At 51.3% G+C, this 25562-nt stretch carries 20 protein-coding genes and 2 pseudogenes; 5 read left to right on the top strand and 17 right to left on the bottom strand.

The genetic code is table 11. The features are described from left to right. The first annotated feature begins 15 nt into the window (after positions 1–15). Genes MDHKLMBL_RS14465 through MDHKLMBL_RS14455 form a run of 3 tightly spaced genes read left to right on the top strand, consistent with a single transcriptional unit; the run spans position 16 to position 3316 of the window. Positions 16–1476 carry a glycosyltransferase gene (locus MDHKLMBL_RS14465; RefSeq protein ID WP_104271117.1) on the top strand — a complete coding sequence of 487 codons (1461 nt, stop codon included), beginning with the start codon at positions 16–18 and terminating at the stop codon, positions 1474–1476. After that, complete coding sequence (locus tag MDHKLMBL_RS14460) at positions 1469–2572, top strand: glycosyltransferase family 4 protein (RefSeq protein ID WP_104271115.1); 1104 nt, start codon at positions 1469–1471, stop codon at positions 2570–2572. The genes MDHKLMBL_RS14465 and MDHKLMBL_RS14460 overlap by 8 nt, the downstream gene beginning before the upstream one ends. 21 nt (positions 2573–2593) lie before the next feature. Then, positions 2594–3316 (top strand): FkbM family methyltransferase, encoded by a 723-nt coding sequence (locus tag MDHKLMBL_RS14455; RefSeq protein ID WP_104271113.1) that lies wholly within the window; start codon positions 2594–2596, stop codon positions 3314–3316. Positions 3317–3378: 62 nt separating this feature from the next. On the opposite strand, the pseudogene MDHKLMBL_RS21190 reads toward MDHKLMBL_RS14455, so the two are convergent. The 16 genes and pseudogenes from MDHKLMBL_RS21190 to MDHKLMBL_RS14380 form a co-directional block, all read right to left on the bottom strand. Continuing rightward, positions 3379–3498, bottom strand: a pseudogene (locus MDHKLMBL_RS21190) (IS3 family transposase); the annotation flags it as partial. A gap of 6 nt (positions 3499–3504) precedes the next feature. Then, positions 3505–4947: an oligosaccharide flippase family protein gene (locus MDHKLMBL_RS14450; protein ID WP_104271111.1), complete on the bottom strand. Its 1443-nt coding sequence runs from the start codon at positions 4945–4947 to the stop codon at positions 3505–3507. Then, positions 4947–6092, bottom strand: a complete 1146-nt coding sequence (locus tag MDHKLMBL_RS14445) for a glycosyltransferase (protein ID WP_104271109.1) — start codon at positions 6090–6092, stop codon at positions 4947–4949. The genes MDHKLMBL_RS14450 and MDHKLMBL_RS14445 overlap by 1 nt, the downstream gene beginning before the upstream one ends. Continuing rightward, positions 6089–8038, bottom strand: a complete 1950-nt coding sequence (gene asnB, locus MDHKLMBL_RS14440; RefSeq protein ID WP_104271107.1) for an asparagine synthase (glutamine-hydrolyzing) — start codon at positions 8036–8038, stop codon at positions 6089–6091. The genes MDHKLMBL_RS14445 and asnB overlap by 4 nt, the downstream gene beginning before the upstream one ends. Before the next feature lie 3 nt (positions 8039–8041). Then, positions 8042–9205, bottom strand: coding sequence for a glycosyltransferase family 4 protein (locus MDHKLMBL_RS14435; RefSeq protein WP_104271323.1), 1164 nt, complete (start codon positions 9203–9205; stop codon positions 8042–8044). Between the two features lie 13 nt (positions 9206–9218). Further along, positions 9219–10547: an O-antigen ligase family protein gene (locus MDHKLMBL_RS14430; protein WP_104271105.1), complete on the bottom strand. Its 1329-nt coding sequence runs from the start codon at positions 10545–10547 to the stop codon at positions 9219–9221. Then, positions 10547–11728 carry a glycosyltransferase family 2 protein gene (locus MDHKLMBL_RS14425; RefSeq protein ID WP_104271103.1) on the bottom strand — a complete coding sequence of 394 codons (1182 nt, stop codon included), beginning with the start codon at positions 11726–11728 and terminating at the stop codon, positions 10547–10549. The genes MDHKLMBL_RS14430 and MDHKLMBL_RS14425 overlap by 1 nt, the downstream gene beginning before the upstream one ends. Next, complete coding sequence (locus MDHKLMBL_RS14420) at positions 11725–12801, bottom strand: FemAB family XrtA/PEP-CTERM system-associated protein (protein ID WP_104271101.1); 1077 nt, start codon at positions 12799–12801, stop codon at positions 11725–11727. The genes MDHKLMBL_RS14425 and MDHKLMBL_RS14420 overlap by 4 nt, the downstream gene beginning before the upstream one ends. Next, positions 12791–13918, bottom strand: a complete 1128-nt coding sequence (locus tag MDHKLMBL_RS14415) for a GNAT family N-acetyltransferase (RefSeq protein ID WP_167450381.1) — start codon at positions 13916–13918, stop codon at positions 12791–12793. Before MDHKLMBL_RS14415 ends, MDHKLMBL_RS14420 begins: the two co-directional genes overlap by 11 nt. Positions 13919–13942: 24 nt before the next feature. Beyond that, complete coding sequence (locus tag MDHKLMBL_RS14410) at positions 13943–15769, bottom strand: carbamoyltransferase family protein (protein WP_104271099.1); 1827 nt, start codon at positions 15767–15769, stop codon at positions 13943–13945. After that, on the bottom strand, positions 15766–16761 hold the full coding sequence (locus MDHKLMBL_RS14405; RefSeq protein ID WP_104271097.1) for a polysaccharide deacetylase family protein: 996 nt from the start codon (positions 16759–16761) through the stop codon (positions 15766–15768). The genes MDHKLMBL_RS14410 and MDHKLMBL_RS14405 overlap by 4 nt, the downstream gene beginning before the upstream one ends. A 29-nt stretch (positions 16762–16790) precedes the next feature. Then, complete coding sequence (locus MDHKLMBL_RS14400; RefSeq protein WP_199185514.1) at positions 16791–18191, bottom strand: hypothetical protein; 1401 nt, start codon at positions 18189–18191, stop codon at positions 16791–16793. After that, a complete protein-coding gene (locus MDHKLMBL_RS14395) occupies positions 18145–19023 on the bottom strand; it encodes a P-loop NTPase family protein (RefSeq protein ID WP_104271095.1) in 879 nt (292 codons plus the stop codon). The genes MDHKLMBL_RS14400 and MDHKLMBL_RS14395 overlap by 47 nt, the downstream gene beginning before the upstream one ends. After that, positions 19023–20594, bottom strand: coding sequence for an XrtA system polysaccharide chain length determinant (locus MDHKLMBL_RS14390; RefSeq protein WP_104271092.1), 1572 nt, complete (start codon positions 20592–20594; stop codon positions 19023–19025). Before MDHKLMBL_RS14390 ends, MDHKLMBL_RS14395 begins: the two co-directional genes overlap by 1 nt. Beyond that, positions 20594–21232 (bottom strand): XrtA/PEP-CTERM system exopolysaccharide export protein, encoded by a 639-nt coding sequence (locus tag MDHKLMBL_RS14385; protein WP_104271089.1) that lies wholly within the window; start codon positions 21230–21232, stop codon positions 20594–20596. The genes MDHKLMBL_RS14390 and MDHKLMBL_RS14385 overlap by 1 nt, the downstream gene beginning before the upstream one ends. Before the next feature lie 38 nt (positions 21233–21270). Next, positions 21271–22677, bottom strand: coding sequence for a TIGR03013 family XrtA/PEP-CTERM system glycosyltransferase (locus MDHKLMBL_RS14380; RefSeq protein WP_104271319.1), 1407 nt, complete (start codon positions 22675–22677; stop codon positions 21271–21273). 268 nt (positions 22678–22945) lie between these two features. Here MDHKLMBL_RS14380 and MDHKLMBL_RS14375 point away from each other — a divergent pair, with 268 nt between their 5' ends. Together MDHKLMBL_RS14375 and MDHKLMBL_RS14370 are read left to right on the top strand one after the other, a co-directional pair. Continuing rightward, positions 22946–23854: an XrtA system polysaccharide deacetylase gene (locus MDHKLMBL_RS14375; RefSeq protein WP_241956243.1), complete on the top strand. Its 909-nt coding sequence runs from the start codon at positions 22946–22948 to the stop codon at positions 23852–23854. Positions 23855–23874: 20 nt separating this feature from the next. Then, positions 23875–24915 carry an ExeA family protein gene (locus MDHKLMBL_RS14370; RefSeq protein ID WP_104271087.1) on the top strand — a complete coding sequence of 347 codons (1041 nt, stop codon included), beginning with the start codon at positions 23875–23877 and terminating at the stop codon, positions 24913–24915. Positions 24916–24919: 4 nt separating this feature from the next. On the opposite strand, the pseudogene carB reads toward MDHKLMBL_RS14370, so the two are convergent. Further along, positions 24920–25562, bottom strand: a pseudogene (gene carB / locus MDHKLMBL_RS14365) (carbamoyl-phosphate synthase large subunit); the annotation flags it as partial.

Here is a 25562-nt window from a genome sequence, read left to right as displayed (position 1 = left end):
GCAGGAACCGTGTTAATGAGGCACACAGAAGCAACCACCGAGACCATCCTGTCCAATGAAGAACGCATAATAGCTGACCTTGCTGGCAGGAAGGTGCTCTTCATCGCGTACTTTTTCCCCCCAACGGTCAGCACGGGTGTTCCCGGTAGCCAACGTACGGTCAAGTTCCTGCGCAATCTCAGCAACGGTGAGTGTCACGTACTGACGGTGCCCGCAACCGTGAGCGACCAGGACAACGCCCTCCGGCACCTCAGCCTGCCTATTAACGGCGAGGTCATCCACCGCGTCGCCCCCTGGGATATTTTCAAGGCGCTGCTGTCTCTGCGAAAGCGAGTAAAGAGTTTATTCAAACGGGGATCTTCCCCGACGGGCACATCCGAAGCCCCCGCAGCTACGCAGCCCGCCCAGTCAGTCTTTCGCAGTGGGAACGATACCAAGGATACCCGCAGCGCCTTTCAAAAACTGAAAGACTTCATCTATGACCTCTGTTATTTCCCGGACCGGGCCGGCCCCTGGATCCTGCCGGCAACCCGTTACGGCAAGAAACTAGTTCGCGAGCAGGATATTGACGTCATTTTTGCCACAGGTTCGCCCTGGTCCGGTCTGATTACTGGCTACCTGATCAGCAAGGCCACCAGAAAGCCACTGATCGTCGATTTCCGGGACCCCTGGATGGACAACCCGTTCCACCAGTCCAAAGGCCGGTTTCTAGATAACTGGACGAGCAAACTCGAGCGCAAGGTGGTGACACATGCCGCCGCAGTTTCCCTTAATACCCCGCCCTTGCGGGATGCCTTTATCGCCCGTTATCCGGAGATTGAGGCAGAGCGCTTCTTTGTTATGCCGAATGGATTTGATCCCTCGGAACAAATCTGCAAAACACCCAGAGAAAACGCCCCACCCGACACCCTCGTCCTATGCCACACGGGTTTCCTATATGGCGTGCGTGATCCCGCGCCTTTGCTGGAAGCAATCAGGGAGGCCAACAAAGGCCTCGGGGATAGCAAAAAGAAAGTCTGCCTGATTCAGGTGGGCGCTATAAACCTGAGTTATGACATCGGGAGTCGGTTTGAAGACCTGACCCAAACTAAGACATTAATCCTAAAGGGCAAGCTCAGCCATGAGGAGTGCATTGAAATTCAGGCACAGGCTGACATTCTGGTGAACATCCAACCCTTTACAAAAACTCAGGTTCCATCAAAACTTTATGAGTACCTCGCCCCCAAGATAGCGATTTTTAATATCACACCGAAAGATGGTGCCCTTGGAAAGATCGTAACAGAAGATGGTTTAGGTGGGCTTTTCGAAAATACCGATGACAACCGACTTACAGCTACTCTGATCCAACTCGCCATCGACAAGACTCAGCTTGATCGGTATGTTCCTATAAATATTGAAAAATACAGAGTTGACAGGATCACGTCAGTCTTATCAAATAAAATCATAGAAATTTCGAGCAGGGTGCAGGATGCATAGCATTAAAGTTGGCTTAACAGAAATGCATGGGATAGCTCAGGAGTACGCAAAATTCCCACCTGAAGGTGTAGACTATTTTCCGGTGGAGACCTCCGACCAATTTACAAGACGAGTATTTAAATCTGCCGCGAAAGGGGTGTTTGCGCAAGTCAAACCTAACAACATGGATATAATTGAAGCGCCTTTATTTCCTATTCTAACAAAACAGCCCTGGATTTACACACCTGCACACTTCTCATCTATTGGCAGCTATGACCTTCTCGGACTCCCAACACCGAGATTCATTAAGATGCTATTAGCGAAGAGAATCCTGAAGGCCGACAATTTTAAAAAGCTAATATTTAAAAGCCAGTACGGACTAACCTCCCTACTCGACTATGGCAATATTACTGATAAAGACATACTGGCGAAGACCGAGGTGATCTATCCTGCCGTTAGAGATATACCTGATGAAAAAATCGCGTACAGAGAGGAAAGATTAAACTTCCTTTTTGTCGGCGAGTTCTTTCGAAAAGGTGGAGCTAATGTAGTTGATGCATTCTTGAAGCTAAGAGAGAAGTATGACCACATCTCACTGACCATCTGTTCCAATAAAAGCCTGCAAACATCAAATAGAACAATGGCCCAAGAGTACCTAAACAAAATCGACCAATGCCCTGCGATCGAAATCGGCTTTTATGATCGTGAAACACTGATGGAAAAAATAATCCCCGAGTCAGATATCTACCTTTGTCCAACATACCAAGAGGCTTGGGGATTTTCAATTCAAGAAGCCATGGCTTATGGCCGAACCATAATAACATCAGACATTAGTGCTATACCTGAAATGATCACCGACAACGAATCAGGGCTAATGGTCCCCATCAAAGACAAAGATTTCATCAAGAATTCAAAAGGCTATACTGTCAATAGTATACCGGAAGACTTCATGAAGCACGTTACCGAGAATCTCTATGATCGCTGCAAGTATCTGATCGAAAATCCAGCAGAGCGAGAACGCCTCGGTCGCTCGGCACTAAAAGTCAGTCGCTCCAAATTTTCCATGAAAAGCCGCCAGTCCAAAATGAAAGAAATTTACAAATCATCATTGCTGTAGCTCCAGCTTGGAAGAACAAAAATGAACAAGTTAAAGATAAAGCGTTTACTTCTAAAAAATAACTTTCAACTGGTGAAGGCACCTCACAAAGGCCTTGACATATGCCAAGACATCATCGAATTCCTACCAGATGTAGATATAAAAGTTATATTTGATGTGGGCGCCAATGTTGGTCAGTCTGCCGCCGAGTATGCTTTCTGGTTTCCGAGAGCCAGTATATATTGCTTCGAACCATCAAAGGAAAACTTTTCCCAACTGAGCCGGAACATAGCCTCACATAGGCGAACCGCAGCATTCCAACTTGCTCTTGGATCAGAGTCAGGAACCGGTGTAATGGAAGTCAATAAAAATATTGGAGTCATGTCCAGGCTCAGGACCTTGAGCGGGGATTCACCAAGCTCTAATGGCGACAATGAACTCACTAAAATTACAACAATAACCGAGTTCTGCAAAGAGCACAGTATAGAAAAGATAAATTATTTAAAGATTGACACTGAAGGCCACGATCTTGAGGTCATTTCAGGTGCTGAAAATTTACTAAAAGAAAAAAAAATAGATATTATCGAAGTTGAAGCAGGAATGAATCCAATGAACGACTGGCATGTCAGCTACCAATCTATCCAAGAAAAACTCGCATTATATGAGTATTACCCGTTTGGATTTTATGAACAGGTGCACGAGTGGCCCACAAATCAAAAAATCCTTCGACGAGCCAATGTAGCATTCATACCACTAAGTTTGTAGATTATCGACGGAGCAACCAGAATGCGACACCGGTACGACATTCAGGTGTAAACATCCTTATTTCAGTTGCACCGCTGATTAGAGTTTTCCGCCTGTTGGTATTTCGCCAGGTACTCCCATTGCGTCAGGTCTTCCAGTAAATCGTGGGGACGTTCATCGTTGTATTCCGTCATCCAGGATTCAAGCCATCACCTCCTTCCAAATAGAAGCTTGGTAAATTTCACAAGCTCAACCCAAATGGGATGTTTTGCGGAGGCAACCAGCACCAGCCACAAAAAAGGCAGAACAGCGGCCACCCCCCCCAGTGCCAATATCTCAGAACCATTTTCAGTCACAATGAAATCGTAAATCAGCCATGCAACAAGCCAACAAACCAGAGCAATAACACCATTATAGAACCAGGAACTGACCAGAGCCACCACTCCAAGATTCAAGTAAAAAGAGAGCAGAGCAGCGGTAATGACAAGGTCAATAAAACCAGCCAAGACGAAACCTATGGAAACCATCTCAAGTCCGCTGTCATAACAAACATATATAAGGGCAACATGAACGAAAAATATCAGGCCTTCTTTAATGACCATAACCTTCTCAAGCCCGTTCGCGACGAGAAGATCTGGCGAAAACCAGTTCACCACCCGGAACATTGCCCAGTAGGCTATCCAGGTTGCGTAAATTGAAGCTTCAACCCACTGGGGCCCAAAAAACAGAAGTATTGCCGGCAGACTTACAACACTCGCAACGGCGAGTACTGGCCAAAGTATACCTCCTAACATAGCCGATGCTTTCAGGTAAGCCTTTACCGTGTCGTCACCGGATCTTTTAGCCTCGGACAGGTAAGGAAGCACCACAGGCTGAACTCCTGATATCAGAGTCTGTGAAACAAACTCGATAAAGCCAAGCCCTCTCGAAAACATACCGACCTGCGCAGTGGTGCCAATCTTGCCGATAACCATATCAGGCCCGGATACAACCCCCCGCCTGAAGAAATTCCCCAATGATGAAAAAATGCCAAAACTGGCAATACTCTTAAAGTTTGAAAATCCCGGGATCACAACCATTTCACGGGGCCAATAGCGAACAATGACCCCCAGCTCAACAGCCACAGCAAGTGTATACCCCATAGCCAATGAGTAAAAACTGAACCCCATCAATATAAATACGATTGTAGAAGAAAGATTAACAATAGAGCTCAATAACTTTGCATAAAAAAGCTCACGGAATTTCATGCTTCTCATCAATAATGATGTTGGTATACTGATGAAAGGTGCCAGAAAAAAGCTGACAGAAAGGATGCGAAATATGACCTTTATCGCTTCGATATCATAATAACTTGAGACAGCAGGGGAAATTAGCCAAATTAATAAACCAAGACCCCATGAAATAATGATCGTAAGCCCTACTGCTGAGCGGATCTTGTCCTCTGTCAGCTTTGACTCCCTTATGAGGTATGCACCAGCCCCCAGAAGCCGGAACTCACTCATCATCATCACAACAGCACTAGCAATAGCAAAGGTGCCTATCTCCTCTGGTGTTAGCAGCCTAGCTATCACCATTGCAGAAAAAAGGTTTATAAATCGTGTGCTGTAACGCGTTACAGAAGAAAACAGAACAGCCCGCCGAACACTTCCCACTAGACAATCCTTGATTGAATAACCTGGTCATAGAGTTGCCGATAGCCATCAGCCATAGCAACAACAGAAAACCTTTGCCTGAAGCGTTCCTGTGCGCATTGTCCCAGCCGCTCGCAGAGTTCCGGAGATTGCTGCAGCATAACCATTCCGCCGGCAAATTGCTCCGTATCGCCTCCGCGCACCAGCAGCCCTGTCTCGCCCCCCTTAACAATTTCCGGATTGCCTCCCACGTCTGTAACGACCGCAGGGATAGCCAGACTCATGGACTCGAGCAGCGTCATTGAAGTGCCTTCGGTGTGGGAAGTGAGTAAAAAACAGTCCATAAGTGCCAGATACTGGGCGGGTTCGTTGATAAACCCCGTAAACCGGACTTTATCGGATATCCCCAGACTTCTGGCCTGGACCTCCAGGTTTTCCCGATCAGGACCATCACCGACCATCACCAACGCACTGTTTGGGCATGTTTCCAGACATCGCGCAAACGCCCGCAACATCATTTTCTGATTCTTGACCGGATCGAGTCTGGACACGGTGCCGAACACAAACGCCCCTTCCGCTATGCACAGTTCGGCACGAATTTCAGCGACCCGGTCAGGGTCTGCAGACAGGGGCTGTATGCCGTTATAGATCACACGAATCCGGTATCTGGGAATGAACTCATACAACGCGAGGGCCTTTCTTGTAGCTGAGGATATCGCAACCAGTGCAGGCGTTATTATCGCTAACAGTGGGTTTATAAAGATCGCTTTCCAGCGAAAACGGTCCGGATAAAACCGTCCGTGCTCAGTAAACACTACTCTGGCCTCGGTACCCAGTGCCGCCAGTCGTCCGTAAACGAACGGCGTATACTGATGGCAGTGAACAATGTCGAACTTTCCACTTCTGATCAAAGCACGCAGCGAGCGTATCAGTGCCCAGTCAAAACCGGGTGAACGGTCGAGAGTGTGGACAGGAACACCGGCTTCCGCCAGCAGGTCACCCATCGCACCCCGAAGGCCATCGATGCAAACAATCTCGTGGTGAATTCCCTGTTCCCGGGTGGCCAGCACCAGTTGACGGATTACCTGTTCGGTGCCGCCAATGCCCATATTGAAGGTAATGTGCAGAATCCGGATGGCGTCAGAGGACGATTTCACTGAACTCATCGACCTTCAACAATCAGCAACCGGGTTTCGTCAGTGGCAGATGGTCCTGCAACCCCGCCCATTTGCCAGGCCTGCCACCAGAGCTCGAAGGCCAGCAGCGCCCAAAGCTCCTGGGTTAAATGATTTCTGCCGGATTGATGAAGCTCCCAGAGCCGACGAACCCGGTTCATATCAAACAGGCCAGACAAACCACTGCCGGACGCAAATAGTAGGGACTCTGCCGTCTCCCGGAGTTCATTGCGAAGCCATTCTGCCATGGGTACCGAGAACCCCATTTTTTTCCTGTACAGAACATCCTGAGGCAACATGCCTTCGAAGGCTTTCTTCAGAATGTACTTTTTCTCTTTGCCGTGCAGTTTCAGCCGTGAGGGAATGTTCGCAGCGAACTCCACAACCCGGTAATCCAACAGCGGTGCGCGGGTCTCAAGGGAGTTGGCCATGCTCATACGGTCAACCTTGACCAATATATCGCCAGGCAAGTAGGACTTGATGTCGGTATAGAGGATTCGGGAGAGGTGATCGTCCGCCGGCGCTTGTTTGTAATAGTCCCGGGTGATGGCCGCCGGGTCGTAGTCACTGGTTTCCCGTTTCAGCTCTCCGGTCACCAGCTCATTCCAGATTTCGGGCCTGAAGAAACAGTTGGTGGCGTAAAAAGCATCCGCCGGGTCTTTTGCCAACGTGCTGAGCAGCGACTGGGCCTTGAGCGCCGGAGCCATTCCCACCGCTCCAGCCAAACGAGCCAGCTTAGGAAAGAGTGTGCGCCGCAAGGGGCCGGGAACCAGGTTTCGTAAGCGGTTCTCGATCTGATCTGTCCGGTATTTGCTGTAGCCGGCAAAGTTTTCGTCGCCGCCGTCTCCGGCCAGTGCCACCGTTACTTTCTGCCGGGCCAACTGGGATACAAAATAGGTAGGCACGAAGGAGGCGTCGGCAAAGGGTTCATCGAAGAAGCGGGCAATTCGCCCTAGGGAGCCAGCCACATTTTCGCGCACCGTGAACTCATGATGATCTGTGTCGAATTGATCCGCAACTTTTCGTGCCCAATCCACCTCATCAAAACGACTGGAGTCAAAACCAATCGCGCAGGTTGTAACCGGCCGGTCGCTGTGTCTGGCCATAAGCCCCACCACCGCACTTGAGTCCACACCACCGCTCAGAAACGCCCCCAATGGCACGTCACTGACCATCCGTTGGCGGACCGCGTCGTCAATCAGCTCATGCAGTTCTTCAGAGAGTTCCTCCAGACTTCGGTCCGACGTAGAGTCAAACGACACATCCCAGTACTGATGCTGGCGAACCGTTTCACCGTCCGTTTCGAGCCAATACCCCGGCGGTAGTTTGTGGATATTGTTGTAGATGGTTTTCGGGTCTGGAACATACTGGTACGAGAAGAAATCCCTGACAGCATCATGACGTAGCTCGGTCCTCACGAAGGGTAACGGCAGCAAAGCCTTGATCTCGGACGCAAACGCAAATTGGCCGTCGGCTTGATAAAAGTAAAGCGGCTTCTTTCCAAGCCGGTCCCGCGCCATGAACAGCTTTCTTGCTACCCTGTCCCATATTACAAAAGCAAACATGCCGTTGAGCTGATCAAGACAGGCCGTGCCGTAGCGTTCATAGAGCGCCAGCAGTACCTCTGTGTCCGTTCGGGTACGAAACTCGACACCCTTAGCCAGAAGCGTTTCCCGGATCTTCTGGAAGTTATAGATCTCCCCGTTGAACGCAATCACATAGCGACCGGACACGGAGGCCATCGGTTGGGTGCCCGCATCTGAAAGATCGATTATGCTCAGTCTGCGATGGGTCAGCCCGATGTGATCATCCAGCCAATTCGCACCCGCGTCCGGCCCTCGGTGAATAATGGCTTCACCCATCCTGGTCAGCCAACGCCCATGTTGATCCCGGTCCGGGGTTGAGGGGCTCCTGAGGAATCCAGCGAGTCCGCACATAATTCAGATGGCCCTGCCGGTTGATGGAGCTACTTTGTGCGCGCCTCCAGTCATTTCCTGGAAGATCACTTCATACTCAAGTGCCATGCGCGCCGCTGAATAGTGTTGCTCGATCAGGGTTCGGGCGTTCTGCACCAGCCTTTCCGCCAGTTGTGGATCATCCAGCAATCGCTGGCAGCAGTCTGAAAGGGACTTTTTGTCTCCGTGAGGCGCGAGAAGCCCCGTATGTTCGTGCTTCACAAGCTGGTCTACGCCGGGAATATCATAAGCCACTACAGGTACACCCATGGCCATGGCCTCCATCAGGCAACGGGGAATTCCTTCAAGAGAAGATGTCATGACAAACAGGTCAAACCCGGACAGCAACGCCAACCGATCACTTCTGAAGCCAAGAAAATGTATGGCACTTTCACTTTCAAGTTCGCTGGCGCGGGCTTCCAGCCCGGGGCGCTGGCGCCCATCACCCAGCAGCAGTAGCTGAAGGGACGGGTTCTTACGATAAAGTCCATCGAATACGTCCAGCAGGTCCGGCAACCCTTTGCGGGGAATCAACTGACCTATGAATCCCACCGTAATCAGCCGTTCATCTAAACCATGCCTGGGGGGAGTCTGGTCGTTCTTCGCTGAGTCCAGCTCCGTGAGATCAACACCGTTGCGAACAAACCTGGTCCGGCTTTTCGGAACGCCAAATCGGTCCATTTCTTTCATCAATTCCTCAGACAGCGGCACGACCCGGTCAAAATATCGGAGCATATGGGTTCCCAGGCGAATGAAAGCACCCAGCTTGAAACCCACCTTCCCGGAAAAGCCATGAGGCGTGCTGACACAACGAATACCTGTCCGCCGTGCAGCTATCAGCCCGAGAATGTCTGATTTGTATCCATGGGTATGGATCACATGGATATCCCGGTCACGGATGATCTGGCATAGCTGGCGGATAACCCTGAGATCGAAGCGCCCGCGCATATCCATGTAGTAGACTTTCTGCTCATCTGACACGGGATACAGTTCGGCCAGCGTCAGATCCTGATCTTCCGACTCCCGGGTTACTGCGAGGTCACACCGAACAAGGCTGTTATCGACGTTGTTTGCAAATGCCAGCACCCATCGTTCGGCTCCGTAGAAACCTGCCGGGGTAATAAACTGAAGCACATTCAGCTTTTTCATTCGGTTATCCTTTTTATCCAAGCCGTTGCGCACTGTGCCGATCCTGTTTAGCAACTAATGCTTCCTGAAACCTTAGATAGTAGATATTAATCGCCACTGCCAAGAACAAGACCATCCAATAAAGCACCTCTGCTCTGAACCGGTCAATAAACGTGCCAGCGACAAGGTATCCTAAAAGAGCACATTCGAGAGCCAATAACTTAAAATATCGTTCGCTCTCACCCTCGGACAGTACAAACTTTTTTGCCTTGTACGAGGCTTTGTACAAACTGAGAAGCATCATCAAAAAAAAGAAAAATCCAATCCAACCCACTTCTGAGAGCCCCTGAAACCACATAGAATGAACTGCACGATTCTCTACACCTCCGCGTGTATAATCATCCATGTAAACAGAAGCGAGGCTCTGATATCCAAAGATTCCCACGCCCATCGGGTTGTCTTCCATAATATCAAATGTCGCCCACCAAAAGGCTGTCCGACTGGCACCACTTTCAGCCTGATCTTCGGACTTTATCGTTTGCATCCTTTCCCAAAAAAGGTCATCAGTGACATATACCCCCCCCCCCACTGCCAGAACTATCATTAAGAACGCTGCGGACCTCTGCCCCTTCTTCTGGTAGCGAGAAAATATCATATATCCAAGAAAAACAGAGAGACTTACAACCACACCAAGGAATGAGCCCCGGCTATTAATTAAAACGATACCGTTAGCAATGAGTGCGCCACAAAACAAAGCAAGAAGCTTGGTTTTCTTATTACCCATCCATGCAAAATACATCAGGATGACAGCCGCAGGAACCAAGGCGGCGGCTGTATCATTAGCATCTGGCGCATCAACCATACCTATACCTTCAACTCGCCCCTGAAAATTCCTACCTGTAATATGAGCCAGATACCCAATATAGGTTGCACCTATCACATAAGCCCAAAGCACCGCATTTAAAGCACGCTCTGTATTTATCAACTTATAAGCAATCATAACTATGATAATCAACTTCAGAAACTCAAAGACAAACATCTTATGCATCGGCAAGTTGACTGCGAAATTAAAAGCCACGTAGTACATTAACAACAATAAAACAGCCCACCGGATAGCCGGCATACGGCTCCAGGGACTGATATTTGAATATTCCTTATAACGTGACGCCAATACCAGCAGCATCAGTAAGACGGTGATCATGGAGTAGCGAAGACCTGGTATACTCGCAGACCACCAACGAGCATCGGGATTCAGAAAATAAACCAGTTGATAAAGGACAAAAGCGGAAACACCGCTGTAGGTCAACGCCGCAACAATCCCACCAAAAAAAACCAGCAAAAATAGAAGCGCAAACTTCGACATCAATCTCGCTCCTGTTCCTGCTCCTGAGCCGGACGCGCACTGGTCCAGATCACCTGAGTGTCTCCCCGTAACGCCTTAACAATGCCCCTCACTGCATACAGGTTCACCATCGCAAAGTAATAGGGCACCGACAGCCACGCGGGCAAGGTGTGCTTGTCATCGAACCGGTGACCGATGGCAGCCAGCACCAGCAACATGATTGCGCCCAGAGCAATCAACTGGAAAAGGCCATAACCGCGCAGCGCAAGGATAGCACTGCCAAAGGCTCCGATTGCAAGGAACAGGGGAATCAGCCACCGCAAAAATTTGTGGGAGATGACCTGCCAGGAAAATACCCCAGACCTGAGCGGGTTCATGGTCGCTTTAACCCGCATCAACCCTCTGATACTGCGGTTCACAATCCGCTCTTTGCGAGCCACTTCCCGATCAAAATCACCTGCAGTTTCTTCGAAACACTTCGCCTCGGCATCAAACACGCCACGGTAGCCCTTGGCAACAATCTGCAACGGATTCACAAAATCATTAATATCCTGCTGCTGAAGGGGCTCCCATAGTTCAGTCCGAATGGCGTAGATGGCACCATCGCCACCCACTACCGAATGCAGCCTGGATTCCATGGATTTGATGGCGAGTTCATACCGCCAATAGAGGTTCTCGTTCTGTGCACTCGCGCCCTGATCAGCATCTGTATACAGCGCCGCCCCTACAACATACCCCACCTTGGGGTCTGCCAGATTGCGCACCAGTTTTGAAATGGCATCCGGGGCATACATGGCGTTCGCATCACTGAAGACCGTCACCGCTTCAGGCACCTGTTCCATGGCCAGGTTGATCCCCATGGTTTTCCCGAGACGCCCCTCCTGGCGGATAAGCAAAACACCGTCATCGGAAAATTCCCGTACCAGGTCATCGGTGCCATCATCGGAACCGTCTGAAACTACAATAATCCGGAGTCGGTCTTTCGGGTAATCCAGTTCCAGGGCATTTCGGAGTTTTTCGCGAATAACATCCGCCTCGTTGTAACAGGAGATGATCAGCGCCACCGAGGGAAACGAATCCTCGCGCAGGTGTGTGATGGCCGGCTTACCACGAGTGAACATCCACAGCAGCGCCGGGTAGCCGAAATAAACGTACACCGGAATCAACAGGCAAACGACGGTAACTACGAGCACAAAAATCATAAGGTGATGTAACGCCTCAGTTTTGGGCCTACCCAGTTGGCTAATGCCAGAGGCAGTCTTCGCCAGAGTCTCTCCACGAGGGGCCGTAAACGGGAGCCTGCGGTTTGCTTTTGGATCTTGTTGACGGCTTGATGGGTACCCTCGTCCGCTATCCAGTCTGTCCAGACCAGCTCATAGGGTTTCGCGCCCCACTGCTTTTTGAATCGGTACGTTCCCTCACCCATCGTTGAACGGCCGAAATCGAACACCTGGCAACCTTGGTCGCACACATGACTCAGCAGCGCCCAGTAAAGGAGCATGTTCGGCGCCAGATGGTTGTGCTGTTCCAGTGTCGATGCCCAGGGTATGCATGCCTGGTTCCCGGCCAAAAGCACTATTCCCGCTCCGACCGGCTGATCCTCCAGGAATACCAGGCCAACCAGCATCTGATCACCGAACGCCAGCTTCATTTCCCGGAACCACGCCTGGCTGTGAACAGGGGAGCCCAACCGCCGCATATTCCAGGCAAATACCTGATAAAACGGGTCCACGGCTTCAATGTCAGTTCTTATCTCGGCTCTCAGGCCGTTTTTCTCGGCTTTTCGGATCTGGCTGCGAAGTTTGGGTTTATAGCTTTTGAAAAGGGCTTCAGAGGTTTGCGGCAACGGGCATAGCATTCGCACTTTCCCGGATGCGGAATCGGTTTGTACCTCGTCCAGGGCTTCGCCGCCCTCTCGAATCTCCAGCAACCTCGCCTTGTTGGTGCCCGCCAGTGCTTTAGCTTCTGCCACTAGCAGGTGCCGCACGTCGTCGTCATCGGCAAGGGGCCCGCCCAGATCACAGAAAGGCAGCGAAACAAGGCTTTTCAAACCGACGGGAGGCTTTACCTCCACCAACGGCAAAACACCACACAAGCTGCCGTCCCGGTGCACCGTAACCAACCAGGCGGTATGGTGGTAGGCTCTTTCCGCGGCCTGTAACCAGCCACTGCTGTGGTACGGCGTCGCCTTCGGGGATCGGGACACGTATGCATCGTACTCTTCAATGGGATAAACGCTCATTCGCGACACCCGAGCCTGCAGTTCAGCGCTCATGACCATCTCCCGCCTCCCTGATCCAGCGATTCCTGGCACGGCGTGCCACGTCTTCCAGTTTGAGTTTGAAGCGCGCCCTCTGTAGGGAGATTTGTACAAGGTGCCGATGCAAATGCCCCAGATTGGACTTGTAGCGCTCATCGCCTCCCATAAAATCGTAATAGTGAAAACCGTGGTGGCGATAGTCTTCAATACAAAGGCTGTGGCCCAGCAATCCGGGCTTCAAACGATTATCGGTCTCCGCTTCCATACCGCCCAGGTAGAAATAAACCACCTGGTTGTAAACAAGATTGTAGAAAGAGGCGATTTCTTCATCACCGACCATGAGCGATACCAGGTCTACCCCGCCATCAGGCCATTGGAAGCGAATCAGCTCGCGGTGAAAACGCACGAAATCCGGGTTCGCAAACCCGCTCTGGTCCGGGCCTGAACCCCATCGCTCAAGGTGCCTTGGACCGATTCGGTCAAACAATGCCAGGGCCTCCTCCACCGAATCCGGGCGAGCCAGGCGTACATCGCCCTGCTGCTGGTACAACCGGTAGCAGCGATTGATCTGGTGGCGGGTGTTTCTTGACAGGGTGTCGAGGTATCGCCCGCCGGTTCGTCTGAGGTGATCAAGATCTACACCGAAACAAGGCGCTTCCCAACGAAGGTGTTTGTGCAAGCCCGTAATCCGGGCGTAACGCTCCGCTTCTTCCGCATCAATCGCGCCGATAACGAATTCGTCCCAATCCGGCATGGAATTACACAAATACTGCAGACAAGCATCGGCCACCGCGTCTTCCTTGCCGTGTTCAGCCAGAAATCCGTTGTATTCTATCCAGATCTGATCAAGCAGCTTGTGGCCGGTTTGATGCAACCTCAGGCAACGGGATTTCATGACACCATGGCGACGCTCATCGGTCTCCACGACCAATCCCAAGCCAACGAGCCGCTCGCCTTCCTTTACACGCAACACCGAGGCCCGGGGCTGATAAACATGTAGCCAATGCCCCAGCCATTGCCACGAAAGAAAGACCGTGGGCGATGCACGGCCCTCGAGATCAAGCCAGTCATCACGAAGTTGCGCGCTGCCTGCCGCTGGCTCTCTTGTCACTGTCAGCAATCCTGCTGTCATCGCGTTACTTCCGTTAGCCTGAAATCAGTGCTGTGGGCTGGGGTGTTTCACCAGGAACGGCCCGATAGCCAGGTAATCCAGAGCGCCTTGCAGGAAAGCACGAACCCCATCCTCCGGAGAATCCACGATGGGTTCCTCGTGCATATTAAAGCTGGTATTGATCAGGCTCGGTATGCCACTGAGTTTTTCGTACTCTTTGAGAATATCGTAATAGCCCGGATTCACCTCCCGCTGAATCAGTTGAGGGCGGGCGGTGCCGTCAACGTGTACCGCAGCCGGACAGTTTTCCCGCATGAACTCGGTGCAGTCAAAGGTAATGGTCATGAACTCGGCAGCATGTTCCGCACCACGAATATTGTGGTAACACTTTTCTCTCGCCTCATAGAGAGTCACTGGCGCAAAGGGCATGAATTCTGTACGGCCAAGACGTTTGTTGAGCCACTGGTTAACTTCAGGTTCCCTGGCGTGGTACATGATTGACCGGTTACCGAGAGCTCTTGGGCCGTATTCCATCCGGCCATCGAAACGGGCAACCACCTCACCACCATGTATCAATGCGGCCACTTCGGCAGCGAGATTCTGAGGACGCTGGTACTCAAGGCCTTCAGCCTGAAGAGCTTTTTCAATTTCCGCCTCCGAGTAATCAGGGCCCATGTAGGCGCTGGAAATCGAGGGTTTAACACCACCCGGCCAGCTGTGATAAAGCGCCGCTCCGGTTCCACATCCTCCGTCCCCCATGTTCGGGTACACAAAGATGTGATTAACACCTTCAATTTCAAAGATTCGCTGATTCAGCTTGACGTTGGCTGTTACCCCGCCGGAGAGAACGATGGTATCTATGCCGGTTTTCTGGACCCAATAGCGAATATAGTTAGTCGCTACTTTTTCCAGAACATACTGATAGGCGGCGGCAACATCTATTTTCGGAAACTTGGAAGCAAGATAGCGGGAGAAGTAAACGTTATTGGCTTCATAAATACGAAAATCGCCCGGCGTTTCGTCGATTCGGGAAAGCAGAATATCGCCGAGAATTGACGGGTCTCCATAGGAGGCAAGGCCTACGATTTTTCCCTCATGGCGGCTCGGTTTGAAGCCGAGGCTTGATGTCACATGCTCATAAAGCGTGCCCAGCGAGTTGGGGAATGGCAGTCCATGCAAACGACGAATCTTGCCATCCCGCCCTTCGCTCACGGAACCAGCAAGGCCAGACCCATAGCCGTCCAGAGTTACACACAGTGCCCGCTCGAACCCGCTGCAAAAGAAACTGTTGGCGGCATGAGACAGATGGTGGTCCATGCGCTTAACAGGCTTTGTCCAACCCATCTCGGCCAGACCTTCTGTCAGATCCTTTTCCCAATGCTGGAAAGATTCGGTCGCGGCTTCGCCCCACTGGCGTGAGGATTTTAGAGCGGCATTATTTGAGGCCAGTTTTTGCGCGCCAGCCATACTGTAATAAGAGCTATGTAGAAAGCCCTTCTCCATAATGGCATTCGGATGCTCCAGTCCATGGATAGGTTCGTTCCGATCTGGAACCCGGCCCAGAGCGTCTTTTATCTGCGGCGCCAAATCTCTCGGATGGAATTCCTTGATGAACGCCCTTTCGTCTTCAAGATTTTTGGAGAACAGCTTTTGCTCGTTCTCCCAGGTCAGGAATGGGTAACAAACCTGATCGAAGTCACTGATGGAGAGGCCGGTGTAGGCCAGGGCCTTTTCAAGAGCCAGCTTTGGAAAACCGGATTGTTGCTTTGTTCTGGAGAAACGCTCCTCTCCAGCGGCAAACAGAATGTTGCCGTCTTCAACGATCGAAACGGTTGAATCCTTGTCTAGCGGGGAAATCCCGAGCGCCTTCATGCCATACTCTCCATAAGCTTACGAATGCGAACAGGCGTTGAAGCCTGGCCACCTAACTCATTAAAAAAGAAATCGAAATAACGCCGGAAACTGTCCAGGAACTCCCGAAGCTGGGCGTCGTCCTGAACGTATGTAGTATTCCCAGGTACGACACTGGGGCTGTGGAAGCTCCAGGTGAAAGTCCGAACCCCTTGCCTGTACAACGCACGGGTAAGTTTGATGTGCTCTGCCGGACTAAAGCCCTCTGGTGAGAGCATCAACCTGTCCACGGCACCAAGCCGGGAAAGGATTCCCGGAGCCTTGAACTTTCGGAGCGCCTGGGCAGTCTCGAATAAAGGAATCGCCGCCGCGTTGGCCCATCCGATGAACCCACCGGTACAGGGCAACTCAAGGATTGGCTTCTCGCTGCCCCCGAACCAGAACGGGTGAGCATCGAACCGTCGATAATCTGGCCCTCCATCGGCTCTGGAATCCAGCGGCGGGCAGACAGAAAGATCAATATTGAACCCCAATTCCTGCAGAATCCCCGTTGTATTGGGTCCGAACCCGTAACGACCTGCTTTATAGGCAACGGGCGCAGAACCTAAGTTTTCGCGAATCGTGTCACGCAGCGTCTGGAGCTTTTTGCGTTCCAGCACTTCCGGCAGATTGCCCGGATAGGTGTTTGGCCTGGAAAGCGTTTCTTCAATGGGTGGGTTCACCCAGGGGTGCAGGTGGGCACCGATTTCGCACTGCCCTTTTTCTGCAAACCCTTTAAGTAGTCCGTATCCCTCCGGCTTACTGGCAACCGGATAATCAATGACGTAGCAGGGCTTGATGCCATACTCATTAAAAATCGCCTGGGCTCGATCAATGTGGGCCATGGCGGATACGCCATTGGCTTCTGAATCAGGTTCGGCATTCCAGTCGAACTCTTCTTCTGTATCGATCACCACTATGAGTTGTGGCGGGGTTTCGGCAGGGAGCCTTATGTCTTTCCGTTGATCAAACATAAATCCTTTCCTGGAAGTCTATGGTTCCCTTACTTGGGTTGACCAGTGAGCGAAAAGCCTTTGGTAAGAACAAGACGCAGTACAAACTGCTCTTGGTCGCTTCTCGCTAGTCGGCTTCTTAGATAAGACTGATTCAATTGCACGCTGAAGGAAGTATCTTCAGCCAATTGCCTTGTCCAGCTGGTATTGAAACGGTGGATCTGATCAATGATTGTGCCCGCTTTCTCGCCTGCATCGCCCTGCCAAATGTATGCAAAACTCAAACGCTGCAGCGCTGTGAGTTCAATTCCGAGGCTTACACTTGCGGTATATTCGTGAGTGGTAGCGCCGGTGATTTGAGACTCGAACACGGCAGCTTCAGCAGCAACCCCAAGGGCACAGGCACTACACAACCTTGACGTATTGTGTGTTACGAGAACCGAATCACTCACTACAAGGTCTCGTATCCGAATCGTGTCTGGCAGGAAATCAAAGATTTCCGGAAAGTCTAACGAGAGGTCAGTGGCACTGTCAGACAGCCTCCGGTTGTATTGAATTGAGGTTCGCCAATCACTTGCAACCCAGGTACGATCCAGGAACCCCGTGCCCGCATCGCTCTCCGTAATCGTGCCATCAGGGAACTCTGTATCGGCCCTGCTCGCGCCAGCACCTATGCTGAAGGTTCCGTTCTCTAGTAAGAGTTCATAGACCAACTGTGCGGAATCAATAGTAATATCAACACCGTCCTCGTCAGACCAACTCCGACTACCAACAAGACTTCCCGTTGACCGTTCACTTAAGCGGCGTGAAAGCTCACTGGAGGCCGTAAAGGATTCCTGGTCGTCCAGGTCACCGCTCCCGAAGCTTTTCCCAGCCTGGCCTGAAAACCGAAGTGTTGAAAGATCACCCGGGAAAAACCGAAGCCCTGCCCCTGCACTGAGAGTGTTCTGCGTGTCGTAACTGGAGGGATTTATAACGAAGCCTGTATTATTACGCACCGAACTGACAGTGTGGCCCAGATTAAAGTCAAAGCGGCTGGCTGGATCGAAGTGAGTGTACCGAGAGGCGCCCGTTACCGAGCTTGAATCGGTTTGATCACCTCCGGTGAGATCCCTCCTGGTTTCAAGGGTTCCGCCATACTGGAGCGCCAGTGAGTTCGCACCGCTCTCAAGCTGGCCCCCAACGTTGCCCGAAACACCTAAGCTGGGCTCGGTGTTTGTGTCGGTTCCTGTAGCAGTGTCGGTCCGTGTGTGGGTAAGTGCAGTAAAGACTGAACCTGAGCCGGAAACCTGCGTGACGCTCTCGCTCAAACTTTGGCCCACGACGTTAATGGGCCAGAGGCAGGCAACACATACACTGAACAGGAGATGTCGAGTTGCTTTCCGGTCTCTCAGATCCATCAAATTACTCCTGAAAAACCAGGCCTGAAAATTTGTCAGATCCCAGGGCATCAACCGAATCCTCTATAGTCTCCGCTGTGACATCTCCGAACGGAACCCCGAATACAATCTGATCAGCAAACCTTTCGAGAATCCTGGCTTCTGTGCTCTCACGAAATGGCGGCGCGTTGAGAATAATGCAACGATCGGGATAGCGAGCCTTAAGCTCAGTTACGAGATCACGCATTCGAACCGCAGCGAAAAGCTCGACAGCAGAGGAGGCCTGAGTTCCCGCCGGTATAACACTCAAACGCGGGACGCCACTCGGATACAGGATATCCCTGATGGAAAGCGCCTTGTCGGCGACGAAATCGGTTACGCCGGCATTCAAGTTTGTTGAAACGAGATAGGCCAGGTCTTTGTTGTAAGGGTCACAATCGACCAGGAGGGCAGACGTGTGGGAATCCATGGCAAATGAAGCGGCCAGGTTAAATGCGGTAAGCACCGAATTCGCGCGGTTGCCCAAACTGCTGAACATGACCACGAAGTTCCCCTCGCCGGCACGATTTCTCAGCTGGATCCGTAATTCCCGGTAAGCATCCATCACTTCTTTGTCCGGCATTCCGGGAAATATTATCTTTTTCTCCCTTAGCTGCTCGCGCGTCCATGGTTTCGGATTTCCAATCATCTCCAGGGAGATCGAGGAGTCGTAGACCGTGGGAGGATGCTCGTTATCGTCGATGTCTACCTTCACCCAGTTGGGCTTTATTCGATCCGATCCAGCGTAAGGCCGCTCTTTCCGGAAATTCTCTTCCGGCTTCGCCTCTCCTCGCTTTAACTCCAGCTCACGCCGTTGTTCATCCTGGCTTTTAAGGAGCGCCTTGTAGAGTTTGTTGTCTTCCATTACCTGCTCCCAACGCCTGCCAGTTCAGTAATTTTGTTAATCAATTGATCAGGCGTGACTCCCATAACGCTGAACAGGAGCACTGATAAATATCCAACCATAAAGACAGCTAGCAGAAACAAAATGAAAAGAACGTCTTTCCTGAGAAGTCTGTCCTTCCAGGTACTGCGGTAATGCGGAATGCTTGTGATGACCGGAATGCTTTCCGGGAGCGCCAATTGCAGTGCTCTCGGGGAACGAACTCTCTGGTCGAACATGACAAGCATTGTCAGCAGGCCAAGCACCATGGCGCTACCCAGGAAAGGCCCTGCAAGACCCACCTGATACAATTGGAGACCATCCCAGTGGGTGGGGTAGGACGCCGGTTCCTGAATCTTGTAGCTGACTCCCTCTCCCTGCACATCGAGGGTCATTGACAGCCTGGCTTTCTCCCGACGCTGCAACATATCCTCATAGACATCGCGGGTAACGTCGTAATCCCGCGTTAGTTCGGACAATTGAGCCTGGTTTTCGGCAACGCGCTGAGAACGCTCGAACGCTTCGCCAAGCAACCTTTCCAGAGACGCAAGCCGGTTTTTCTGAACCGCGAGCCTGGTTGTGCTCTCGGCCAGCTGTATCTTTAAGTTTTCATAAACCGGGTTCTCCAACACTTCGGTGACGCTGCCTTCCCTGCTGTCATCACTCTGTGTGGAGACTTGTTTCTCCAGATCGGCAATCTGATCTTTAATACTTACAACATCCGGATGACGCTCATGAAACCGTAGTAAAAGCGAATCCATTTCCTGCCTAAGTGCGGCGAGACGACGTTCTGCTGATGATTTGCCGGGATCAACCGTAATCCTCCTGACCGGTTCTTCATTCTCAAGCTGGGCACGAGTGAGTTGCACCTCGGATTCGGTTTGTTGTATTTCCAGCTTCAGGTTTTCGATATCCCGGCGAAGATTTTCAATCCTGGCTTGCACATTGCCTTCGGTGCCATCCTGATTGCTGGCCTTGAATTCCTTCAGGCGCTGCTCCGCCTCCTCCAACTGGCGTTGATAGGATTTGACCTGCGAATCGATAAACTCAAACGCGCCCTGACTTTCGGAGCGTTTCTTACGGACTGTGCGCTCAACAAACCGGTCAAGCGCTGAACTCAGTACCTGGAAGGATTGATCGGGACTACCACTGGTGTACGTCAACTCCAGGAAGTTTCTGTTAGACACTCTGAGCGCGATATCTTTTCTCAGCTGCGAGATGGTGTTATTCCTTTCAATATCTGTTTCACCGCCTCGGAGCATTCCCGTATCCAAGGCCACCTGCTCCAGGAAAGAGCGGCTATGAATCATTTCCCTGGCTTCGTTAATCCTATCCAGCTGAGTAACCTCAGCCTGGCCTCTCAACAGCGGTTGAAGAATATTGGACTGATCAGCGTACAGAACAGCTTCGGAGGTATAACTCTTGGGTGTTACATAGCCCACCATCAATACCCCGGCGGTTACGACCATAAAAATAATCGCCGCCGACACCCGGTGCCGGAAAAGCTCAAGCTTTATGGCACGCAGGGTATCGAGAATGAACTGGATGTCCATCAGAGCTCACCCCGGAATAGCTGCTTGCGGGGCACGCTGATAACGTCACCCGGCTGGAGCGCGTGGTTGGTGCGCATATCCCCATCCGTGAGAATGGCGTCAAGATCAAGAATGAAGCTTTGGTACTCACCGTTAATCTGGCGGTGCAGAACGGCTCGCCCGTCTGCAGCAAAATCAGTTACGCCTCCAGCAATCAACACGATATCCAGTACCGTCATACCCGGCTGGAAGGCAACCGACTGAGGCTCCGCAACCTGGCCGGTGATGCGGATACGGTTGCGGAACTCCTTGCTTGCGGGGCTGGTTACCATGATGGTCACTTCGGGCGTACGGATATACTCGCCCAGAGCAACACTTATTTCCGATGCTAAAGCTTCCGGTTCTTTGCCCTCCGCTTTCACATCGCCCATTAAAGGCATGGAAATAAATCCGTCTGGGCGAACAACAATGGATTGGCCAAGCTCCGGATTACGCCAAACATGGATAGAGATAGTGTCACCGACGCCGATCTGGTAAGGCTCAGGCTCCAGCTCTGAAACTGGCGGCATTTCCGTTGAAGACGGGAGACCGGAACAGCCCCCAAGAATCAGCACCAATATAGAAATCAGTCCGGCCCGAAAAACAGTGAACGTACCCATAAATGCTCTCCAAATCCCTGTTGTTCTATTAGTCAAATCTAGCGCACACCTTTACCAAGGAGAATAACCTCCACGGTTTGAATCATGATCAGTAAATCCATCACCAGGCTGTGATTCTTCGAATAGTAAAGATCGTACTCAAGCTTCCCTTTGGCATCTTCGACAGAGGCTCCATACGGGTATTTAAGCTGTGCCCAGCCCATTAAGCCAGGCTTTACATAATGCCGGGTGTCATAAAAAGGGATCTTTTCTTTCAGCTCAGAGACAAATTCCGGGCGTTCCGGACGCGGTCCAACGATGCTCATTTCGCCTTTTATTACATTGTAGATCTGAGGAAGCTCGTCCAGCCGGGTGTTGCGAATAAAGGCGCCGACCCGGGTGACGCGGTCATCATTTGCTGACGCCCAGCGGGCCTTGCCATCTTTTTCCGCGTCCTGTCGCATGCTACGAAATTTGTAGATCCTGAACTCCTTGCCAAGCATGCCAACCCTGCTCTGGCTATACAGAATAGGTCGACCGGTTTCCAGAAACACTGCCAAAGCGGTGAGAATAATGAACGGTAGCATTATAATCAGGAGGCTAAGGCTTATGGTGAGATCGAGCATCCGTTTTGCAAACGCTCGACTTTTCGATGCCTTAAACCCTTCAGAAAATACGATCCAGGATGGGTGAACCATATCCAGTTTCGCTTTCTTGAGTTCCCGCTCATAAAACTCTAGGCCGTTGGTTACTGCAATACCGCGCAGCTTGCATTCCATCAGTTCCGGGACTGGCAGCCAGCCACCTTCTGTACGTCGACGTTCCTGCTGAGCAACAACGATTTCAGAAACATTATTTTGACGACAGAACTGGTAAAAATCGTAGGGCGTGGCCAGCACCTTGTCTTCCGGAACAGCTCTTGAGGGGTTATCTGCGATACAACCTATAACTCGAACACCCAAAGCCCGCATATTGCGCTCGTACTCCTGCAGCAGAGACGCTGCAAAGTCTCCGGCCCCAAAGATCACTACTCGGCGGACAACCTGTTCGGAATCCACGATACGCAGAAAGGCAAGACGCAGCAGGATCACGACCAGTGACGCCAATATGACGGCCCAGAACAGGTTGGCGCTGCCTGGATCGGCGGATGGCAAAAGTCCATAAAGAACCGTCAGGCCGATACCGCCAACGAAACAGTAGGCAACCAAGGTCCGGTAAAACAAGGAAGACAGGTTCTCATGAACCATGGCGAGATACCCACCCATGGCCAACGTGCCGCAACTCAGGACAATAGCGAACAGGAAGGCAGAGATGATGTCGGTATTTACCGGAGCATGATCAATGCCCGCGAGTGAAAGGAAGAGGGTTAACAGCGAAAAAATGGCAAACAGAACCGTAAACTCCAGTACACCGAGTACCAGATACGGGATATGCAGGTAATGTTTTCGGAAACGTATGTACGACACGCTGAACTTCCTTGTCGTCTGTTTGACAATCAGCGACAGACCAACATCGAATTCTTCCGGCAGTGACCTACCCTTTACCACCGGATCCCTTTTTTCTCAAAATCATTCTGCGCTGAGCACTCAGCAATCTCAACCATATTGTATCTTTATGTAACACAGTTTTACATTCTTTTATATTTCAGTTGGTTTTTGACACCATGTTAAATTGTAATTAGAAGAGAGGTGGGTGAAAATCACCCCATTGGTGTTGAATTGGGAAGGAGTGCCCATGTCGAGCCCGGAAGGAAAGTCACCGCTGCATGCAATGAGCATTGACGTGGAAGATTATTTCCATGTTGCAGCATTATCTGGGGTCATTCGCCCTGAGCAATGGGGCTCGTTGCCAAGCCGAGTTGAGCGAAACACCGAACGTCTCTTGGAGCTCTTCGACAGCCACGACGTGAAGTCGACCTTTTTTGTTCTCGGCTGGGTCGCTGATAGATTTCCACAGCTCATTAAGAAGCTGGCGGACCACGGCCACGAAATTGCATCTCACGGGTACAGCCACCAGCTAATTTACAATCAGTCCCGTGAAACCTTTCGCGAGGAAACCATTCGGTCCAAAGCCCTTCTGGAGGATATTATAGGTCGGGAAGTAAACGGCTACCGGGCCGCCAGCTATTCGATCACCAAGGAGTCTCTGTGGGCGCTCGACATTCTCAGCGAGGCGGGCTTCACCTGGGATTCGAGTATATTTCCGATCCGTCATGACAGATACGGCATCCCCGATTCGCCCTCAGCGCCCTACTCCATTGAAACAGCAAACGGCAATGTCCTTCGGGAGTTCCCCCTCACAACCGCTCACGTAATGGGGATGGCAATACCCGCAGCCGGTGGCGGGTATTTCCGCCAATTTCCATATCCGGTCTTTCGATACCTCTTCCGCAATGCCTCCGGCTTTGGGGACCGCCCCCAAATGTTTTACCTTCATCCCTGGGAAATTGATCCGGACCAGCCGCGTTACAACAATGCAAGCTGGTTCTCCCGCTTCCGCCACTACACGAATCTTGACTGCTGCTATGGCCGCCTGGAACGGCTGCTCCAGGATTTCCGGTTTGGTACTGTAAGCGAGAGTTATAACGCCTACGAGCCGGATAAAACCCTTTTGCGAAGCAACCAAATGATCCGCCTGGCCTAGGCGAAGGACTGGAACTGACGATGTATCTGGAATTTTTCGGTCTGCACAGACACCCGTTCCGCATTACTCCGGAAGACGACTTCATCTACATGAGCCAGCAGCACTCCCGGGCTTATGTTTATATGTCGTCAGCTATTTGGAGCTCTGAAGGTTTTGTAGTGATTAGCGGGGAAATCGGCTCTGGTAAAACCACCTTATTAAAGAAAACCATTCGTAACCTCGAAGGTGACCTGAAGCTTCTGAACGTTTCATATACGAACCTTGAGTCCAAAGACCTTTTTGGGCTGATTCTTCGCAAGGCGGGAATGAAAATCGAGGATGACAGCAAGGTCGCCATGCTGTTCCAGATTACCGATTATCTGGAAAAGATGGCTGCGGCAGGAACACCGGTGGTACTGACCATTGATGAGGCACAGAACCTGACCCGGGAAAACTTGGAAGATATTCGCATGCTGACAGGCATGGAAAGCATGGGCGGGCCTTCCATGAGGGTCATACTGCTGGGGCAACCAGAACTTAAGCAAGCTGTCACCTCAATTCCACAGCTCTCCCAACGTGTAAAATTGTTTTTCCATCTTGAAGGTCTTACTGCCGCAGAGACCGCCGAATACATCGATTACCGTCTGCTTGTCTCCGGTCACGGTGGTAACAAACTGTTCGACCAGGATACCGTGGCAGAGATTCACAAACTGAGCAAAGGGATTCCGCGGCTGATCAACAAGCTCTGTGACGGAATGATGATGTGCGCTTATTCCGAAGACCGCCCTTTCATTGATCCGTTTGATCTCAAGGGAATTCGGAAGGACCTTTTGGGTGAGGATGCCCCCGAAAAAAACCAGAAACGCCAGGTTAAAAAGAACAAGGAAACGTCCTCTTCAAGCCATCAAGTGCCCCTCAGACCAAGGGAATCAGAGAGTTCAGAATTGGCCCTGATCAGAATTGCAGAGGCACTTGAACGAATTGATAGCCGTCTCGCAAAGATGGTTCCTGAAGAAAAACCGCATGCGGAACGGCCTAGCCAGGCTGATAATGTAAAACCTTTATCTCCGGGCAGGAAATAGTAAATTAGCTTCGATCGAGCGATTGTAGACACCTGACTTCTTTCAGCTCTCCGAAGCCTATCGCTCGAGCATAGGCTTCAGCGCCCGCCAAAGTTGTTGCCATCGGGATTTTCATTCTTAATGCCAATCTCCGGAGCTCCGCTGAAGCTGCGATGGTCGCCCGCCCGTCAGTCGTATTAACGATTAATTGGATCTCACGGTTTTTAATAATATCGAGGACATGGGGACGACCCTCTTCAATCTTGCTCACCCGCTCGACAGCGATACCATGATCAGACAAAAAAGACGCCGTCCCACTTGTTGCTACTAAACCAAACCCCTGCTGCAAAAACTGATTAGCCAACTTCACCGCGTGTGGCTTGTCTTCATCTTTGACGGAAACAAATACCTGTCCTTTAAGAGGCAGGATTTCGCCAGCTCCCAGTTCAGCCTTGGCAAAGGCCTCGTCGAAGCTGTCACCCAGGCCCATGACCTCACCGGTCGATTTCATTTCCGGCCCAAGGATCGGATCCACCGCCGGGAACTTGTTGAACGGGAACACCGACTCTTTCACCGCATAATAGCTGGGGATGATTTCCTGGGTGAACTCCAGCTCTTTGAGGGTCTTGCCAGCCATCACCCGGGCCGCCACCTTGGCCAGGGACACA

The sequence above is a fragment of the Marinobacter flavimaris genome (assembly GCF_002933295.1).
Classification (GTDB): domain Bacteria; phylum Pseudomonadota; class Gammaproteobacteria; order Pseudomonadales; family Oleiphilaceae; genus Marinobacter; species Marinobacter flavimaris.
The sequence above is the reverse complement of the archived record's forward strand: the minus strand, read 5'-3'. Positions and strand labels throughout refer to the sequence as shown.

Coding starts and splice junctions, on each gene's coding strand:
- MDHKLMBL_RS14400 (WP_199185514.1), bottom strand. CDS start 18,191: ATGCCCTGGGATCTGACAAATTTTCAGGCCTGGTTTTTCAGGAGTAAT.
- MDHKLMBL_RS14385 (WP_104271089.1), bottom strand. CDS start 21,232: ATGGGTACGTTCACTGTTTTTCGGGCCGGACTGATTTCTATATTGGTG.
- MDHKLMBL_RS14390 (WP_104271092.1), bottom strand. CDS start 20,594: ATGGACATCCAGTTCATTCTCGATACCCTGCGTGCCATAAAGCTTGAG.
- MDHKLMBL_RS14420 (WP_104271101.1), bottom strand. CDS start 12,801: ATGAGCGCTGAACTGCAGGCTCGGGTGTCGCGAATGAGCGTTTATCCC.
- MDHKLMBL_RS14375 (WP_241956243.1), top strand. CDS start 22,946: ATGTCGAGCCCGGAAGGAAAGTCACCGCTGCATGCAATGAGCATTGAC.
- MDHKLMBL_RS14395 (WP_104271095.1), bottom strand. CDS start 19,023: ATGGAAGACAACAAACTCTACAAGGCGCTCCTTAAAAGCCAGGATGAA.
- MDHKLMBL_RS14460 (WP_104271115.1), top strand. CDS start 1,469: ATGCATAGCATTAAAGTTGGCTTAACAGAAATGCATGGGATAGCTCAG.
- asnB (WP_104271107.1), bottom strand. CDS start 8,038: ATGTGCGGACTCGCTGGATTCCTCAGGAGCCCCTCAACCCCGGACCGG.
- MDHKLMBL_RS14445 (WP_104271109.1), bottom strand. CDS start 6,092: ATGAGTTCAGTGAAATCGTCCTCTGACGCCATCCGGATTCTGCACATT.
- MDHKLMBL_RS14405 (WP_104271097.1), bottom strand. CDS start 16,761: ATGTTTGATCAACGGAAAGACATAAGGCTCCCTGCCGAAACCCCGCCA.
- MDHKLMBL_RS14455 (WP_104271113.1), top strand. CDS start 2,594: ATGAACAAGTTAAAGATAAAGCGTTTACTTCTAAAAAATAACTTTCAA.
- MDHKLMBL_RS14425 (WP_104271103.1), bottom strand. CDS start 11,728: ATGATTTTTGTGCTCGTAGTTACCGTCGTTTGCCTGTTGATTCCGGTG.
- MDHKLMBL_RS14415 (WP_167450381.1), bottom strand. CDS start 13,918: ATGACAGCAGGATTGCTGACAGTGACAAGAGAGCCAGCGGCAGGCAGC.
- MDHKLMBL_RS14435 (WP_104271323.1), bottom strand. CDS start 9,205: ATGAAAAAGCTGAATGTGCTTCAGTTTATTACCCCGGCAGGTTTCTAC.
- MDHKLMBL_RS14410 (WP_104271099.1), bottom strand. CDS start 15,769: ATGAAGGCGCTCGGGATTTCCCCGCTAGACAAGGATTCAACCGTTTCG.
- MDHKLMBL_RS14465 (WP_104271117.1), top strand. CDS start 16: ATGAGGCACACAGAAGCAACCACCGAGACCATCCTGTCCAATGAAGAA.
- MDHKLMBL_RS14430 (WP_104271105.1), bottom strand. CDS start 10,547: ATGTCGAAGTTTGCGCTTCTATTTTTGCTGGTTTTTTTTGGTGGGATT.
- MDHKLMBL_RS14370 (WP_104271087.1), top strand. CDS start 23,875: ATGTATCTGGAATTTTTCGGTCTGCACAGACACCCGTTCCGCATTACT.